Origin of the sequence: Variovorax beijingensis, assembly GCF_007828835.1 — a bacterium.
Taxonomy (GTDB): Bacteria; Pseudomonadota; Gammaproteobacteria; order Burkholderiales; family Burkholderiaceae_C; genus Variovorax; species Variovorax beijingensis_A.
Map to the genome: position 1 here is coordinate 493,554 of NZ_VIVL01000001.1, position 14,091 is coordinate 507,644.

Here is a 14,091-nt window from a genome sequence, read left to right on the forward strand (position 1 = left end):
CTGCGCGTGAACGCGAGGATCAAGCACCGCGATCCGGTCCAGGGAAACTCGCCGAAATAAGCGCCCTCAAGCCTTGGGGCGGGGCTTGAGAAAGGCCGCAAGGGCCTTCTGGTCCTCGGCAAGCTGGATGCGCATGAGCTGCAGCATGCGCAGCGCAAGCCCCGACAGCGGCTGGCCCGGTGGCAGCACCAGCAGCCCGGCGAAAGAGACATCGAGCGACAGCGGGCGGATGACCAATCCGCGCCGCGCGTACTCCAGCGCCGTGACCGGATTGACGACGCCGATGCCCATTCCGCTCAGCGCCATTTCGCAGACGCTCGCCGCATACGGCGTTTCGACCAGCACGCTCAGGGCGACGTTGCGCTCCGCCAGCCCGCGCTCGAGGCGCCTTCGCGAAGCGTCCTCGGGGTTGAGCGCAAGAAACGGCTCTTCCGCAATCTGCTGCGGCTGAATGGTCCTGGCATTGACCAGGCGGTGCTTCGGATGCATGACCACCACGCCCGGAAAGCGCGCGAATTCGGAGTGCTCCAGGCCCGTGGTCGGCATTTCGTCGGCCATCAGCCCGAAGTCGACCTGGCGCCCCAGCACGGCCTCGTGCACCTCCCGCGAACTGAGCACCTGCAGCGAAATCTGTGGCCGGGCATCGGCGTCCAGACGCTCGGTGACCAGGCGCGACAGCACCCGCGGCACGAAGGTCAGGCCGAAGGCGGGATAGACCGCCATGCGCAGCGTGTTGACGCCGAAGCGCTTCAGGCTGCGCATGCGGTGCTCGATGCTGCTGAGGCCCACGAAAACCCGCTCCACCTCGACCAGCAGCGCCTGCGCTTCGGGTGTTGGATGCAGGCGGCCCCGCAGCCGGCGGAAAAGCGCGAAGCCGGCCGCGTCTTCGAGCCGTTTCAGCGACTGGCTGATGGCGGGTTGTGTGACCCCCAGCAGCGCGGCGGCCTTGCTGGCGGACCCCACCGACATCACCGAACGGAACACCTCGATCTCGCGCAGCAACATATAACAACCACTTATGGAGAAAAAACTTTGAGCGCGATTCAGATTATCTATGCGGTCCTAGAGTTGCGGCTTCAGCCACCCACCTGGAGAAGCGACGTGAAACTTCGAACCGTCATTGCAGTGACCGCACTGGCTTTGGCTGCGCCCTCGTGGGCACATGACCTTTCGGCCGACATCGCCAAGTTCAACGCCGTTGCGGCGACGAAGAAGCTCGACAGCGAAGCGGCCCTGGCCGCGAAGCTCGCATTCGAACGCGCGCAAGCCGAGATGGAGCAATCCGACGTGAGGATGGTGCTGCGCATCCGCTCGATGACCAATGCCGGCCTGCGGGCGCTGGGCGAGCAGCCGGCCTTGCTCACCAGCGAGTACAAGCGCCTCGAAGCGGCGCTGGCCAATCCGAAGACCAACGATCCGGCCAAGGTCGCGGCGGCACGGGAGACCTTTGCGCGGCTGTCGGCGGACATGAAGGTCTACACCGACCTGGAGAACATGGCCGTCGACCAGATGAAGCAAGCCTTGCGGCTCATTGAAACCGCGCCGGCGCAGTGAACTGCAGCCAAGGCACCGACCCCTCTTTCCCATGTTGAATTCCCAGACCCCTGCTCTCGACGCTTCAGCTGCGGGCGCCTTCGCCAGCCTGGCACCGCCGGTATGGCGGGCCTCCACGGTCGTCTTCGATTCGCTCGACGATTTCGTGCACCGGCGCAACCGCCTGCCGGACGGCTTCAGCTACGGAACCACCGGCACGCCCACGCAGCGCGCGCTGGAACTCCGCATTGCCGAACTGGACGGCGCCGCGCACTGCGTTGTCTTCCCTTCGGGCCAGGCGGCCATTTGCAGCGTGCTGCTCGCATTGCTCAAGAAGGGCGACCACCTTCTGATGACCGACGCCGCATACGGTCTCGCCAAATCCTTCGCGGTCGAACGGCTGCAGGCTCTCGGCGTCGAGGTCGAGTTCTACCCGCCGCGCATCGGCTCGGACATCGAGCGGCTCATCCGCCCCAACACGCGGCTGATCTGGCTGGAGTCGCCGGGAACCGTGACGATGGAGGTGGAGGACATACCGGCGATCACCGCCGTGGCCCGCCCCCGCGGCGTGCTGACGGCCATCGACAACACCTGGGCCAGCCCGCTGGGCTTTGCCGCCCTGGCGCATGGCGTGGACCTGTGCGTCCATGCCTGCACCAAGTACATGGGCGGCCATTCGGACGTGCTGATGGGCAGCATCGCGATTCAGGACGAGAACCTGTACCGGTCCTTGCGCGGCCTTCAATCGCAGATGGGGCTGGCGGTGAGCCCGGAGGATTGCTTTCTCGTCGCCCGCGGCCTGGACACGATGCAGGTGCGCATGGAGCGCCAGGCCGGCAGCGCGCAACTGATTGCCGGGCGGCTTGCCGAGCACCCGCTGGTGCGCCGGATGCTCTTTCCCGCGTTGCCCGGAACACCGGACCATGCCCTGTGGGCGCGCGACTTCAAGCAGGCGGGCTGCGTGATGTCGCTGCAGCTCGTGGACGCTCCCTACGACGCCTACCGCGCGATGTTCCGTGAGCTCAGGCATTTTTCCATCGGCGCGAGCTGGGGCGGCGTGCGCAGCATCGCGGCCTTCTATCCCGCGCAAGAGCTGGCCGGGCGCAAATTTTGCGACGTGCACGGCCCGGTCATCCGCCTGTCCATCGGCCTTCAGGACCCGCAGGCGCTGCTCGACGAGCTGCTGGGCGCGCTGAACGCCTTCCAGAAGAGTTCCACCCTTTGATCCAAGACCACCGGAGCCCACGATGACCCTCAAGCCCCTGATTCGCTCCTGTATCGCCTCTGCCGCACTGGCGCTGTGCGCCGCTGCCGCCGCGCAGCCGCTGGACGGCACGCTCAAGAAGATCAAGGACACTGGCTCCATCACGCTGGCAACCCGCGGCGCGTCCATTCCCTTCAACTACCTGGACGACAACAACAAGCAGGCGGGCTTTGCCTGGGAGATCTCGCAGCGCGTGGTCGAGCAGGTGAAGAAGGACCAGAAGCTCGCCAGGCTGGAGGTTAAGACGCTGGAGGTGACGCCGCAGACGCGCATTCCGCTGGTGGCCAACCAGACGGTCGACCTGGAGTGCAGCTCCACCACGAACAACGCCGAGCGGCAGAACCAGGTGTCGTTCTCCACCACCTTCTTCGTGGTCGGGGCACGGCTGCTCGTGCGCAAGAACTCGGGCATCAAGCACTGGTCCGATCTGGTCGGCAAGAACGTTGTCGTGAGCGCGGGCACCACGGCCGAGCGCATGCTGCGGCAGCTCAACGAGAAGAACAAGTGGGGCATCAACATCATCCTGGCCAAGGACATCAACGAGAATTTCCTGACCGTTGAAACAGGCCGGACCGTCGCCGCCACGCAGGACGACATCATTCTGTTCAGCAACATCGCGCGAGCCCGCAATCCGTCCGACTGGGAAGTGGTTGGCGTGCCCCAGCAGAAGGAGGCCTACGGCTGCATGCTGCGCAAGGGCGATGCTGCCTTCAAGAAGCTCGTCGACGGCGTGATCACCGGGATGATGCGATCGGGCGAGTTTGCCTCGCTGTACGAGAAGTATTTTCTCAAGCCGATTGCCGTGAAGGGCAGCATCACGGTCAACTTCCCGATGTCGCCCGACATGCAGGAACTCCTGCGCCATCCGAACGACCAGCCGCTGTGAGCGGCAGCGCTCACTCCCGCACGACCGCTTGAAAGCGCCCGCCACTCCAATCGCCCCGCACAATGCACTACACCTGGGATTGGTTGATCTTTTTCAAGCCTTCAGTCACGGGCGAGGGCCTGTACGGCCTGATGCTTCTGCGCGGGTTGTGGTGGACGGTGCTCCTGTCGTTGCTGGCCTGGACGCTGGCGCTGGGCCTCGGCCTGGTGGCCGGTGTCGCAAGGACGCTGCCGAACCGTCCCGCGCGCTACCTGTCCACGGTGTACATCCACTGCTTTCGGAACACGCCGCTGCTGGTCCAGCTGTTTCTCTGGTACTTCGTGGTGCCCGAATTGTTGCCTGTCGATTGGGGCAATGCACTGAAGCAGATGAACCCGACGACGAACCAGTTTCTCACCGTGCTGGTGGGACTCACGCTGTACACGGCCGCGAAGGCGGCCGAACAGGTGAGGGCGGGCATCGAGTCGGTGCCGCGCAGCCAGAAGCAGGCGGCCATGGCGCTCGGCCTGGGGACCGCGGCGGCCTATCGGTACGTGATCCTGCCGCAGGCCCTGCGCATCGTCATTCCGCCGCTGACTTCGGACTTCCTGAACGTGTTCAAGAACTCGGCGGTGGCGCTCACCATCGGGCTCATGGAATTGACGGGGCAGACCCGCCAGCTCAGTGAATTCAGTGCGCATCCGTTCGAGGCCTTCATTGCCGCGACCTTCGTCTACATGGCGATCACCTACGGCGTGATCGTGCTGATGCGCCACATCGAGCGGCGCGCGCGCGTGCCGGGCCTGCTGGGGGCCGCCTGATGGGATACGACTTCGACTGGGTCTCCCTGCAGCGCGCCTGGCCCTACTTGGCGCAGGGCCTGCAGATGACGGCCTTCCTCGTGGTGGCCGCCATGGCGGCGGGCGTCGGAGTGGGCACCTTGCTGGCGATCACGCGGATCTTTGCGCCGCGTCCCGTTGCGGCCCTCGTGGCCGGCTACGTGAACCTGTTCCGTTCGATTCCGCTGATCCTCACGATTCTCTGGATCTACTTTCTGATGCCCGTGGTGCTGCGGACCGCCACCGGGGATCCGAACCTGTCGGTCGGCCCCATCTACGCGGCGCTCGTGGCCTTCGTGCTCGCGGAGTCGGCCTACTATTGCGAGATCATCCGCGCCGGCATCGGCAGTGTCCGCGCGGGACAGATGCAGGCGGCGCAATCGCTTGGCATGACGCCGGGGCAGGCCTTGCGGCACGTGATCCTGCCGCAGGCGTTCCGCAACATGACGCCGTCTCTGATCAACCAGACCATTGCCCTGCTCAAGGACACCTCGCTGGTCTACGTGATCAGCCTGAATGACTTTCTCGGAGCGGCAAGCAAGGTGGGCCAGCGCGATGGGCGCGTGGTGGAGGTCTACCTCCTGGTCGCCGCCGTCTACCTGGTGCTGTGCACGGCAGGGGCGTGGTCGGTCACCTGGCTGCAGCGGCGCAGGGCCGCATCGGCAGCCTGAATGAATGAACCGGCGAACGCACGAAAACCAAGACCGGCGTCGCCCGTGCGCCACTTCCACGCCAACCACGCAGGAACTCCCATGACATCCATCAGGACATTGATGCTCGCCAGCACCTTGGCGTTCTCGAACCCCGGCTTCGCACATGGCGACGAGGATCACGGCGCGCCGAGCGGGCCGGTTCGCAAGGAACAGAAAGATTGGGGCATTGCGGGCGATGCGGGCAGCGCAACCCGGAAGCTCGAGTTCAGGATGGCCGACAGCATGCGCTTCGCCCCTGACCGCATCCAGGTGAAGCAGGGCGAGACGGTGAGGCTTTCGATCCGGAACGACGGGCAGGTCATGCACGAGTTCGTGCTCGGCACGAAGAAGGAACTCGACGAGCACGCGGCGCTGATGATGAAGTTCCCTGGCATGGAGCATTCCGAGCCCTACATGGCGCACGTCCCGCCCGGCAAGACCGGGGAAATCGTCTGGACCTTCAACCGGGCCGGGGACTTCGATTTCGCCTGCCTCATCGCGGGCCACTACCAGGCCGGCATGGCGGGCAAGGTCAAGGTCGTCACCGCTTCGGGGTCCTGACGTCCCGCCCCTGCTGGCAGCTAAGCCCCAGACAATGTCCGGTCACGGACGCTTGCGCATAATTGACGCAAGCTATGACTCTCACCGAACTCAAATACATCGTCGCAGTAGCCCGCGAACGGCACTTCGGCAAGGCGGCCGAGGCCTGCTACGTCTCCCAACCCACTCTGTCGGTGGCCATCAAGAAGCTCGAGGACGAACTCGAGGTCAAGCTCTTCGAGCGCAGCGCGGGCGAAGTCACCGTCACGCCCCTCGGCGAGCAGATCGTGCAGCAGGCGCAGAGCGTGCTCGACCAGGCCGCCAGCATCAAGGAAATCGCCAAGCGCGGAAAAGACCCGCTGGCCGGCCCGCTGAACCTCGGCGTGATCTACACCATCGGCCCGTACCTGCTGCCCGACCTGGTGCGCCAGGTGATTGCGCGCACGCCGCAGATGCCGCTGGTGCTGCAGGAGAACTTCACCGCCAAGCTGCTCGAGATGCTGCGTGCCGGCGAGATCGACTGCGCGATCATGGCCGAGCCCTTCCCCGACACCGGCCTGGCCATGGCGCCGCTCTACGACGAGCCCTTCATGGCCGCGCTGCCCACGAAGCACAAGCTGGCCGACCGCGAATCGGTCACTTCGGAAGAGCTGCAGAACGAAACCATGCTGCTGCTGGGCACCGGCCATTGCTTTCGCGACCACGTGCTCGAGGTCTGTCCCGAATTCGCGCGCTTCTCGAGCAATGCCGAGGGCATCCGCAAGAGCTTCGAGGGCTCGTCGCTCGAGACCATCAAGCACATGGTGGCCTCGGGCATGGGCGTGACGCTGGTGCCGCGCCTGTCGGTGCCGGCCGAAGCGCTCAAGCCCAAGGTCAAAGGGCGCAAGGAGCCCGAGCAGATGGTGCGCTACCTGCCGGTGCGCGACGCGCACGACCGCGATCCGCCGACGCGGCGCGTGGTGCTGGCCTGGCGCCGCACCTTCACCCGCTACGAGGCGATCGCGGCCTTGCGCAACGCGATCTATGCGTGCGAACTGCCGGGTGTCAAACGGCTGTCGTAGAAATACGCGAACTTGGCCTACGCGGCAGCCGTTCGAATTCATTCATCACCGGGATAGAGTGGCGCTGTTGCGAAGCCGCGGGTCGGCTTTCAGAATAACGGTGTGTTCAGCAAAACCTGAAGAAAGAGTTTCCAGCCATGGCCAAAGCATCGAAGAAAGCATCGTCGTCCGGCAAGGTGCCCAAGAAGGGCGGCACCGTGGTGGCGCAGGAATCCGGCAGCCGCAATGCGCCCCTCATCAACATCGGCATCGAGCGCCAGGACCGCGCCGCCATTGCCGAGGGCCTGAGCCGCGTGCTGGCCGACACCTACACGCTCTACCTCACGACCCACAACTTCCACTGGAACGTGACGGGGCCGCACTTCAACTCGCTGCATGCGATGTTCATGGGCCAGTACACCGAACTCTGGGGCGCCACCGACGTGCTCGCGGAACGCATCCGCGCGCTGGGCCACTATGCGCCGGGCTCCTATGCCGAGTTCAGCAAGATCGCCACCGTGCCCGACGTGCCCCAGACCCCGCCCAAGGCGATGGAAATGGTGCGCATCCTGGTCAAGGGCCACGAAACCGTGTCGCGCATCGCGCGCGAATTCATCCCCGTGGCCGAGGAAGCCGGCGACGACCCGACGGCCGACATGCTGACTGCGCGCTGCACCGTGCACGACCAGACGGCCTGGATGCTGCGCTCGCTGCTCGAGGACTGATCGCCCGGGCCCGGGAACCCAGGAGCGGCACAATGGCCGCTCTTTTTTTGCCTGCCGCATGCTCGCCCGCCGTTTTGCGCTCTATCTCGACCTGATCCGCTGGAACCGTCCCGCCGGCTGGCTGCTGCTGCTGTGGCCCACGCTGGGCGCGCTCTGGTTTGCGGCCGAAGGCTGGCCGGGCTGGCAGCTGCTGGCCGTCTTCGTGCTGGGCACCATCCTGATGCGCAGCGCGGGCTGCTGCGTCAACGACGTGGCCGACCGCGACTTCGACCGCCATGTGAAGCGGACCGCCCAGCGGCCGGTGACCAGCGGCGCGGTGTCGGTCAGGGAGGCACTCGTGCTGGGCGCCGTGCTGGCGCTCTTGGCCTTCGGGCTGGTGCTCACGACCAACCGGCTCACCATCCTGTGGTCGTTCGCGGCGCTGGCCATCACGCTGGCCTATCCCTTCGCCAAGCGCTTCGTGTCGGTTCCGCAGGCGGTGCTCGGCGTTGCCTTCAGCTTCGGCATCCCGATGGCTTTTGCGGCGGTGCAAGCCGCCGTGCCGGTGTTCGCTGCCTGGCTGCTGGCCGGCAACCTGTTCTGGGTGCTGGCCTACGACACCGAGTACGCAATGGTCGACCGCGACGACGACCTGAAGATCGGCATGAAGACCTCGGCCATCACCTTCGGCCGCTTCGACGTGGCGGCGGTGATGCTGAGCTACGCGATCTTCCTGGCGGTCTGGACCTGGGCCGGCGCGAGCCGCTCGCTGGGTGCCCCGTTCTTCGCGGGAATCGCCGCGGCCGCGGGACAGGCGGCCTGGCACTGGCGGCTGATCCGCGGGCGCACGCGCGACGGCTGCTTCAAGGCCTTCCGGCTGAACCACTGGCTCGGCTTCGCGGTGTTCGCCGGCATCGTGGCCGGCTATGCCATCCGGTAGACAGAGAGGACACGCACATGCTCGATCGCCTGACACAGAAGATCGGCCAGGAAGGCCTGTCCGGATGGCACCTCATCACGCAGGAGATGGTCGACCGCTACGCGGCGCTGTCGGGCGACGGCGAGGGCGAATGGATCCACCTCGATCCGGAGCGCGCCGCACGCGAGGCGAACTACGGCGGAACGATCGTGCCGGGCTTCTTCCAGGTGTCGCACCTGATAAAGCTGACCGGCGAGGCCATGCGGACGCTGCTGCCCTTCGATGCGAATCACGCGTTGAACTACGGATTCGACCGCTTGCGCTTCGTCCGGCCGATGCCGGTCGGTGCGCGCTTCCGGGCGCGTGTGCGCGTTCTCGAGGTGGCGTCCAAGCCCGGCGGCAGCTTCCTGCTCAAGGAGGCGGTGCTGCTCGAGCTCGAGGACGGCACCGTCACGCTGGCGGCCGAGTGGCTGGTCTTCCTCGGGCCGCGCGCGTTGCCGGCCTGACGCGCTTCAGGCGCGGCCGAATTCCTCGCCCAGCTCGGCGGCGCGTTTCTGCGCCGCGCGGATGGCGGCCTTGAACTTCGCCTTGACGTCGGCACCCTCGAGCGACGTGATCGCCGCATGGGTGGTGCCACCCTTGGAGGTCACGCGTTCGCGCAGCACCGAGGGCGGCTCGGTGGCGCTGTGCGCGAGCGCCGAGGCGCCGGTGAAGGTGCCGATGGCCAGCCGCTGGGCCTGCTCGAGCGGCAGGCCCATCTCGATGCCAGCTTCGGTCATGGCCTCGATGAAATAGAACACGTAGGCCGGGCCGGAGCCGGACATGGCTGTCACCGCATCGAGCGCGGCTTCGTCGTCGACCCAGAGCAGCTCGCCGGTCGGTGCCAGCAGCTGTCCGACCAGCGCGCGGTCGGCGGCATCCACCGCCGCCCGGGCAAAGAGGCCGGTCATGCCCTGGCCCACCAGCGCCGGCGTGTTGGGCATGGCGCGCACCACGCGCTCGCTGCCGAGCCAGCGCGCAATGCTGCCCGACGGAATGCCGGCCGCCACGCTCAGGTGCAGTGCGTTTTCTGCGAACGCGCGCACTGGTTGGGCGGCTTGTGCGAAAGTCTGCGGCTTGACCGCCCACACAACCACCGAGCAGCGCGAAAGGGCATCGCCGGCCTCGGCGTGGGCGGCAATGCCGAAGGCTTGCGCAAGCTTGGTGCGCGCCTCCTCGAAGGGCTCGACCACCTCGAAGGTGCCGGCGGGCGTGCCCTGCTTGATGAGGCCGCCGATGATGGCGCTGGCCATGTTGCCGCCGCCGACGAAGGCGATCGGAGGCAGCGGCGGCGGTGCGGTGCGGGGCAGGAAGGTGACGGCGATGGTCATGGTCGGTCGGTGTATTCGAATGCCGCGAACTGGGTTGTCTGCAGCGGGTTGAAATTGTCGTCGCTCACCACCACCAGCGTGCGCCTGCCGTCCGGCAGTGGCGGTCCCCAGCACATGCCCTCGGTGTTGTCGAGGCGCGAAAGGCCGAGCGTGGCGAAGTCGGCGACCAGGTCCTTGGCGGCCGCGCGTTGGTTGCCCGGGGCGAGCGTGTCCACGTCCAGCACGTCGGAGGCGTCGCGGGTGTCGATCTCGTAGAGGCGCAGCGAGTTGCCGGCGCCGGTGGCATAGGCGCGCTCCAGCACCAGCATGCGGTCGGCATCGAGCATCAGGATCTCGCTGATGCCGTTGTCGGCATGGCTGCCGGGAACGAGCGGCCGCAGCGGGATCGCATCGGGAACATAGGCAATCTGGCGCGTGGCCCGGCCGGTCTCCAGCTCGATCCGGGTCAGCCGGCAGGGGCCGCCCGCCGCGCGCGTGGTGGGCACCGGGCCGTCCTGGATCAGCGCGTTCTCCATCGCGAGCCAGGCGTGCCGGCCGTCGGGTGTCAGCGCCAGGCCCTCGAAGCCCAGGTTGTCGCGCGGGCCGCGGCGCTGCGCCGGATCGGGGTTGAACATGGCCGGCAGCGCGAACTCGCGCAGCAGGCGGCCATCGCGCGCCGACTCGTACAGGGCCGGGCCGAACCCCCGCCCGACATCGCCTTCGCTCGTCCAGAGCAGGGTGCCGGCGCCGGGCCGCAGGCGCAACGCTTCGGGGTCCGGCACCGGGGTGCCGGGCTCGGCGCGGCGCCGCGCGGGCCAGGGGCCGCCGCCCGGGCGTTGCAGCTGCACGACACTCCGGGGTTCGGGCGGCTGGACCCACGGAGGCGCCCACTGCACCATATAGAAGCGCGCGGGATTCAGGTCTGACCGATCATCACTGAGCAGCAGGTACTCACTTCTTTCGACGTCGTAATCGATGCCCGAGAGGCCGCCGGCGGTCGTGCCCTGTATATTCAGCCGGTGCGGCCAGTGCGCCTCGGCCAGGCGGCGCAGCCGCTGCGGCCCCGCCGGCGGAAGGGCCGGACTGCGGCAGCCGCCCAATCCCAGCCCTGCGAGCCCCGCCGCCATGGCGCCCGCGCCCGCCAGCAGCCGGCGGCGCATGGGCGATGTGGGGCCTGGATCGAAGGTGCGCACACCGCCAAGTCTAGTTCCAGTCCATTTCGATCTCAGAAGGCAGTTGACATGCCTTGGCCTGCGTGCAACAATCGCAGGCTTCGCTTCAAAAAGGCGAAGCTTTCAGCCCAAAGCGGAAGTGCCTCGAGTGGTTCGAGGTGCGGACGACGGGCCCAAGACTGACCGCAGCGTTTCCCTCCCGGAGGCGCATCGGTACAAGTTGGGAACTACTAGCAATGATCCAAACTGAATCCCGGCTCGAAGTGGCCGACAACACAGGCGCGAAGTCCGTCCTGTGTATCAAGGTGCTCGGTGGCTCCAAGCGGCGTTATGCCAGCGTGGGCGACGTCATCAAGGTGAGCATCAAGGAAGCCGCTCCGCGTGGTCGCGTCAAAAAGGGCGAGATCTACAGCGCAGTGGTGGTCCGCACCGCCAAGGGCATCCGTCGCGCCGACGGTTCGCTCGTCAAATTCGATGGCAACGCAGCCGTGTTGCTCAACGCCAAGCTGGAGCCGATCGGCACCCGCATCTTCGGACCGGTGACGCGCGAGCTGCGCACCGAAAAGTTCATGAAGATCGTGTCGCTGGCCCCCGAAGTTCTCTAAGGACAACAACGCCATGAACAAGATTCGCAAAGGCGACCAGGTCATCGTGTTGGCCGGGCGCGACAAAGGCAAGCGCGGCACCGTCTCGCTGCGCAAGGATGATTCGCACCTCGTCGTCGAGGGCGTGAACATCGTCAAGAAGCACGCCAAGCCGAACCCCCTCAAGGGTACGACCGGCGGCATCGTCGAGAAGACCATGCCCATCCACCAATCCAACGTGGCGATCTTCAATGCCGCGACCGGCAAGGCCGATCGCGTGGGCATCAAGATCACCCAGGGTGCTGACGGCAAGCGCGTGGCTGTTCGCGTCTTCAAGTCCAGCGGCGACGAAATCAAGTTCGCCTAAGAGGTACTCACATGGCACGTCTCCAACAACACTATCGCGAAAAGATCGCGAAAGACCTGACGGAAAAGTTCGGCTACAAGTCGCCGATGCAGGTCCCCCGCCTCACCAAGATCACGCTCAACATGGGCGTGGGTGAAGCTGTCGCCGACAAGAAGGTCCTCGACAACGCAGTTGCCGACCTGACCAAGATCGCCGGCCAGAAGCCCGTGGTCACCAAGTCGAAGAAGGCCATCGCCGGTTTCAAGATCCGCGAAAACCAGCCGATCGGCTGCATGGTCACGCTGCGTGGCGTGCAGATGTATGAGTTCCTGGACCGTTTCGTGACCATCGCGCTGCCGCGTGTTCGCGACTTCCGCGGCATTTCCGGCCGTGCGTTCGACGGCCGTGGCAACTACAACATCGGCGTCAAGGAACAGATCATTTTCCCCGAGATCGAATACGACAAGGTCGATGCCCTGCGCGGTCTCAACATCAGCATCACGACGACGGCCAAGACCGACGAAGAAGCCAAGGCGCTTCTCGCTGGTTTCCGTTTCCCGTTCAAGAACTGAGGCGCACCGTGGCTAAACAATCCCTGATCCAACGCGAACTCAAGCGCGACAAGCTGGTCGCCAAGTACGCTGCGAAGCACGCGGAACTGAAGGCAATTTCCAACGACCTGAAGAAGAGCGACGAAGAGCGCGCTGCCGCCCGCCTGGGCCTGCAGAAGCTGCCGCGCAACGCGAACCCCACGCGCCAGCGCAACCGTTGCGAAATCACCGGTCGCCCCCGCGGCACCTTCCGTCAATTCGGTCTGGCCCGCGCCAAGATCCGCGAACTGGCCTTCAATGGCGACATCCCCGGTGTCACCAAGGCCAGCTGGTAAGCCAGGCAGGAGCAAACAACATGAGCATGAGTGATCCCATTGCCGACCTGCTGACGCGTATCCGTAACGCGCAGATGGTGGCGAAGCCCACTGTGTCGGTCCCGTCTTCCAAGGTGAAGATCGCGATCTCGCAGGTCCTGAAGGACGAGGGCTATATCGACGGTTTCCAGGTCAAGACCGAAGACGGCAAGTCCGAACTCGTCATTACCCTGAAGTACTACGCTGGCCGCCCGGTCATCGAGCGCATCGAGCGCGTGAGCCGCCCCGGCCTGCGCGTCTACAAGGCCAGTGCTTCCATTCCGCAAGTCCAGAACGGCCTCGGCGTCGCGATCGTCACGACCCCCAAGGGCGTGATGACCGACCGCAAAGCGCGCGCTACCGGTGTCGGTGGCGAAGTGCTGTGCTACGTCGCCTAACCGAGACATCGAGGAGTAACTGAAATGTCCCGAGTAGGAAAAATGCCGATCACCATCCCCGCAGGCGTGGATGTGTCGATCAAGGAAGACCAGATCAGCGTCAAGGGCACGGGCGGCACGCTCAACCTTGCGCGCAATCCCCTGGTCAAGGTCGTCAGCAACGACGGCAAGCTGAATTTCGAGCCCGCCAACGAGTCGCGTGAAGCGAACGCGATGAGCGGCACGATCCGTCAGCTGGTGAACAACATGGTGGTTGGCGTGACCAAGGGCTTCGAGAAGAAGCTCAACCTGGTCGGCGTCGGCTACAAGGCTGCAGCGTCCAACAACAAGTTGAACCTGCAAGTCGGCTATTCGCACCCGGTCAACATCGACATGCCGCAAGGCATCACGGTGGCCACTGCGACCCCGACCGAAATCGTGATCAAGGGTGCTGACCGTCAGCGCGTTGGTCAAATCGCCGCTGAGATCCGCGCTGTTCGTCCGCCTGAGCCCTACAAGGGCAAGGGCATCCGTTATTCGGACGAGAAGATCGTGATCAAAGAGACCAAGAAGAAGTAAGGGGCAGCAAAATGATGTTGACCAAAAAAGCACAGCGTCTTCGCCGCTCGCGCCAGACCCGCATCCGCATCGCGACGCAGGGTGTGGCCCGTCTGACGGTGAACCGCACCAACCTGCACATCTATGCCACCGTCATCTCCGACGACGGCACCAAGGTGATCGCCACCGCATCGACGGCCGAAGCCGAAGTGCGCGCTGCGCTCGGCGGTTCGGGCAAGGGCGGCAATGCTGCCGCTGCAACGGCCATCGGCAAGCGCATCGCTGAAAAGGCGAAGGCTGCCGGCGTCGAGAAGGTCGCCTTCGACCGCGCTGGTTTCGCGTACCACGGCCGCGTGAAGGCGCTGGCCGACGCTGCCCGCGAAGCCGGCCTGCAGTTCTAAACGG

General features: G+C 65.6%; 20 protein-coding genes. 17 read left to right on the plus strand and 3 right to left on the minus strand.

Annotated features, from left to right (window positions below):
- Positions 1–66: 66 nt before the first annotated feature.
- Entirely contained in the window at positions 67–1,005 is a 939-nt protein-coding gene (locus FB547_RS02320) for a LysR substrate-binding domain-containing protein (RefSeq protein ID WP_145739310.1), read from the minus strand.
- Positions 1,006–1,101: 96 nt separating this feature from the next.
- Between FB547_RS02320 and FB547_RS02325 the strand changes: the two genes are divergently transcribed.
- The 10 genes from FB547_RS02325 to FB547_RS02370 all read left to right on the plus strand — a co-directional run bounded on the left by FB547_RS02325 (position 1,102) and on the right by FB547_RS02370 (position 8,902).
- On the plus strand, positions 1,102–1,554 hold the full coding sequence (locus FB547_RS02325) for a hypothetical protein (RefSeq protein ID WP_145739312.1): 453 nt from the start codon (positions 1,102–1,104) through the stop codon (positions 1,552–1,554).
- A gap of 31 nt (positions 1,555–1,585) precedes the next feature.
- Entirely contained in the window at positions 1,586–2,758 is a 1,173-nt protein-coding gene (locus FB547_RS02330) for a trans-sulfuration enzyme family protein (RefSeq protein ID WP_145739314.1), read from the plus strand.
- A gap of 22 nt (positions 2,759–2,780) precedes the next feature.
- Complete coding sequence (locus FB547_RS02335; RefSeq protein WP_145739316.1) at positions 2,781–3,683, plus strand: transporter substrate-binding domain-containing protein; 903 nt, start codon at positions 2,781–2,783, stop codon at positions 3,681–3,683.
- A 62-nt stretch (positions 3,684–3,745) separates the two neighbouring features.
- On the plus strand, positions 3,746–4,483 hold the full coding sequence (locus FB547_RS02340) for an amino acid ABC transporter permease (RefSeq protein ID WP_145739318.1): 738 nt from the start codon (positions 3,746–3,748) through the stop codon (positions 4,481–4,483).
- Entirely contained in the window at positions 4,483–5,172 is a 690-nt protein-coding gene (locus FB547_RS02345) for an amino acid ABC transporter permease (RefSeq protein WP_145739320.1), read from the plus strand. The genes FB547_RS02340 and FB547_RS02345 overlap by 1 nt, the downstream gene beginning before the upstream one ends.
- Positions 5,173–5,253: 81 nt before the next feature.
- Complete coding sequence (locus tag FB547_RS02350; protein ID WP_145739322.1) at positions 5,254–5,754, plus strand: plastocyanin/azurin family copper-binding protein; 501 nt, start codon at positions 5,254–5,256, stop codon at positions 5,752–5,754.
- Between the two features lie 74 nt (positions 5,755–5,828).
- A complete protein-coding gene (locus FB547_RS02355) occupies positions 5,829–6,794 on the plus strand; it encodes a LysR substrate-binding domain-containing protein (RefSeq protein ID WP_145739324.1) in 966 nt (321 codons plus the stop codon).
- A 137-nt stretch (positions 6,795–6,931) separates the two neighbouring features.
- Positions 6,932–7,498: a Dps family protein gene (locus FB547_RS02360; RefSeq protein ID WP_145739326.1), complete on the plus strand. Its 567-nt coding sequence runs from the start codon at positions 6,932–6,934 to the stop codon at positions 7,496–7,498.
- Between the two features lie 58 nt (positions 7,499–7,556).
- Complete coding sequence (gene ubiA / locus FB547_RS02365) at positions 7,557–8,417, plus strand: 4-hydroxybenzoate octaprenyltransferase (RefSeq protein ID WP_145739328.1); 861 nt, start codon at positions 7,557–7,559, stop codon at positions 8,415–8,417.
- Between the two features lie 17 nt (positions 8,418–8,434).
- On the plus strand, positions 8,435–8,902 hold the full coding sequence (locus tag FB547_RS02370) for a MaoC/PaaZ C-terminal domain-containing protein (protein ID WP_145739329.1): 468 nt from the start codon (positions 8,435–8,437) through the stop codon (positions 8,900–8,902).
- A 6-nt stretch (positions 8,903–8,908) separates the two neighbouring features.
- Here FB547_RS02370 and proC read toward each other — a convergent pair whose 3' ends face one another.
- Together proC and FB547_RS02380 are read right to left on the minus strand one after the other, a co-directional pair.
- Positions 8,909–9,766 (minus strand): pyrroline-5-carboxylate reductase, encoded by an 858-nt coding sequence (gene proC / locus FB547_RS02375; protein WP_145739331.1) that lies wholly within the window; start codon positions 9,764–9,766, stop codon positions 8,909–8,911.
- Positions 9,763–10,905 carry an esterase-like activity of phytase family protein gene (locus tag FB547_RS02380; protein WP_145739335.1) on the minus strand — a complete coding sequence of 381 codons (1,143 nt, stop codon included), beginning with the start codon at positions 10,903–10,905 and terminating at the stop codon, positions 9,763–9,765. Before FB547_RS02380 ends, proC begins: the two co-directional genes overlap by 4 nt.
- A 248-nt stretch (positions 10,906–11,153) precedes the next feature.
- On the opposite strand from FB547_RS02380, the gene rplN reads away from it, so the two are divergent.
- The 7 genes from rplN to rplR are packed head-to-tail and all read left to right on the plus strand — an operon-like array spanning position 11,154 to position 14,087.
- Positions 11,154–11,522 (plus strand): 50S ribosomal protein L14, encoded by a 369-nt coding sequence (gene rplN, locus FB547_RS02385; protein ID WP_009124801.1) that lies wholly within the window; start codon positions 11,154–11,156, stop codon positions 11,520–11,522.
- Between the two features lie 13 nt (positions 11,523–11,535).
- Positions 11,536–11,868, plus strand: coding sequence for a 50S ribosomal protein L24 (gene rplX, locus FB547_RS02390; RefSeq protein WP_015867799.1), 333 nt, complete (start codon positions 11,536–11,538; stop codon positions 11,866–11,868).
- A gap of 11 nt (positions 11,869–11,879) precedes the next feature.
- Positions 11,880–12,419 carry a 50S ribosomal protein L5 gene (gene rplE, locus FB547_RS02395; protein ID WP_013544114.1) on the plus strand — a complete coding sequence of 180 codons (540 nt, stop codon included), beginning with the start codon at positions 11,880–11,882 and terminating at the stop codon, positions 12,417–12,419.
- An 8-nt stretch (positions 12,420–12,427) separates the two neighbouring features.
- Positions 12,428–12,733 (plus strand): 30S ribosomal protein S14, encoded by a 306-nt coding sequence (rpsN, locus tag FB547_RS02400; RefSeq protein WP_015867798.1) that lies wholly within the window; start codon positions 12,428–12,430, stop codon positions 12,731–12,733.
- A 20-nt stretch (positions 12,734–12,753) separates the two neighbouring features.
- The gene (gene rpsH / locus FB547_RS02405) at positions 12,754–13,149 is read left to right on the plus strand and encodes a 30S ribosomal protein S8 (protein ID WP_021012928.1); all 396 of its coding nucleotides are present in this window, start codon (positions 12,754–12,756) and stop codon (positions 13,147–13,149) included.
- A gap of 24 nt (positions 13,150–13,173) precedes the next feature.
- The gene (rplF, locus tag FB547_RS02410) at positions 13,174–13,707 is read left to right on the plus strand and encodes a 50S ribosomal protein L6 (RefSeq protein ID WP_013544111.1); all 534 of its coding nucleotides are present in this window, start codon (positions 13,174–13,176) and stop codon (positions 13,705–13,707) included.
- Between the two features lie 14 nt (positions 13,708–13,721).
- On the plus strand, positions 13,722–14,087 hold the full coding sequence (gene rplR, locus FB547_RS02415; protein WP_021012927.1) for a 50S ribosomal protein L18: 366 nt from the start codon (positions 13,722–13,724) through the stop codon (positions 14,085–14,087).
- Positions 14,088–14,091 lie beyond the last annotated feature (4 nt).

Coding starts and splice junctions, on each gene's coding strand:
- rplX (WP_015867799.1), top strand. CDS start 11,536: ATGAACAAGATTCGCAAAGGCGACCAGGTCATCGTGTTGGCCGGGCGC.
- rplF (WP_013544111.1), top strand. CDS start 13,174: ATGTCCCGAGTAGGAAAAATGCCGATCACCATCCCCGCAGGCGTGGAT.
- FB547_RS02320 (WP_145739310.1), bottom strand. CDS start 1,005: ATGTTGCTGCGCGAGATCGAGGTGTTCCGTTCGGTGATGTCGGTGGGG.
- rplE (WP_013544114.1), top strand. CDS start 11,880: ATGGCACGTCTCCAACAACACTATCGCGAAAAGATCGCGAAAGACCTG.
- FB547_RS02370 (WP_145739329.1), top strand. CDS start 8,435: ATGCTCGATCGCCTGACACAGAAGATCGGCCAGGAAGGCCTGTCCGGA.
- FB547_RS02330 (WP_145739314.1), top strand. CDS start 1,586: ATGTTGAATTCCCAGACCCCTGCTCTCGACGCTTCAGCTGCGGGCGCC.
- ubiA (WP_145739328.1), top strand. CDS start 7,557: ATGCTCGCCCGCCGTTTTGCGCTCTATCTCGACCTGATCCGCTGGAAC.
- proC (WP_145739331.1), bottom strand. CDS start 9,766: ATGACCATCGCCGTCACCTTCCTGCCCCGCACCGCACCGCCGCCGCTG.
- rplN (WP_009124801.1), top strand. CDS start 11,154: ATGATCCAAACTGAATCCCGGCTCGAAGTGGCCGACAACACAGGCGCG.
- FB547_RS02355 (WP_145739324.1), top strand. CDS start 5,829: ATGACTCTCACCGAACTCAAATACATCGTCGCAGTAGCCCGCGAACGG.
- rplR (WP_021012927.1), top strand. CDS start 13,722: ATGTTGACCAAAAAAGCACAGCGTCTTCGCCGCTCGCGCCAGACCCGC.
- rpsH (WP_021012928.1), top strand. CDS start 12,754: ATGAGCATGAGTGATCCCATTGCCGACCTGCTGACGCGTATCCGTAAC.
- FB547_RS02380 (WP_145739335.1), bottom strand. CDS start 10,905: ATGCGCCGCCGGCTGCTGGCGGGCGCGGGCGCCATGGCGGCGGGGCTC.
- FB547_RS02345 (WP_145739320.1), top strand. CDS start 4,483: ATGGGATACGACTTCGACTGGGTCTCCCTGCAGCGCGCCTGGCCCTAC.
- FB547_RS02360 (WP_145739326.1), top strand. CDS start 6,932: ATGGCCAAAGCATCGAAGAAAGCATCGTCGTCCGGCAAGGTGCCCAAG.
- FB547_RS02335 (WP_145739316.1), top strand. CDS start 2,781: ATGACCCTCAAGCCCCTGATTCGCTCCTGTATCGCCTCTGCCGCACTG.
- FB547_RS02340 (WP_145739318.1), top strand. CDS start 3,746: ATGCACTACACCTGGGATTGGTTGATCTTTTTCAAGCCTTCAGTCACG.
- FB547_RS02350 (WP_145739322.1), top strand. CDS start 5,254: ATGACATCCATCAGGACATTGATGCTCGCCAGCACCTTGGCGTTCTCG.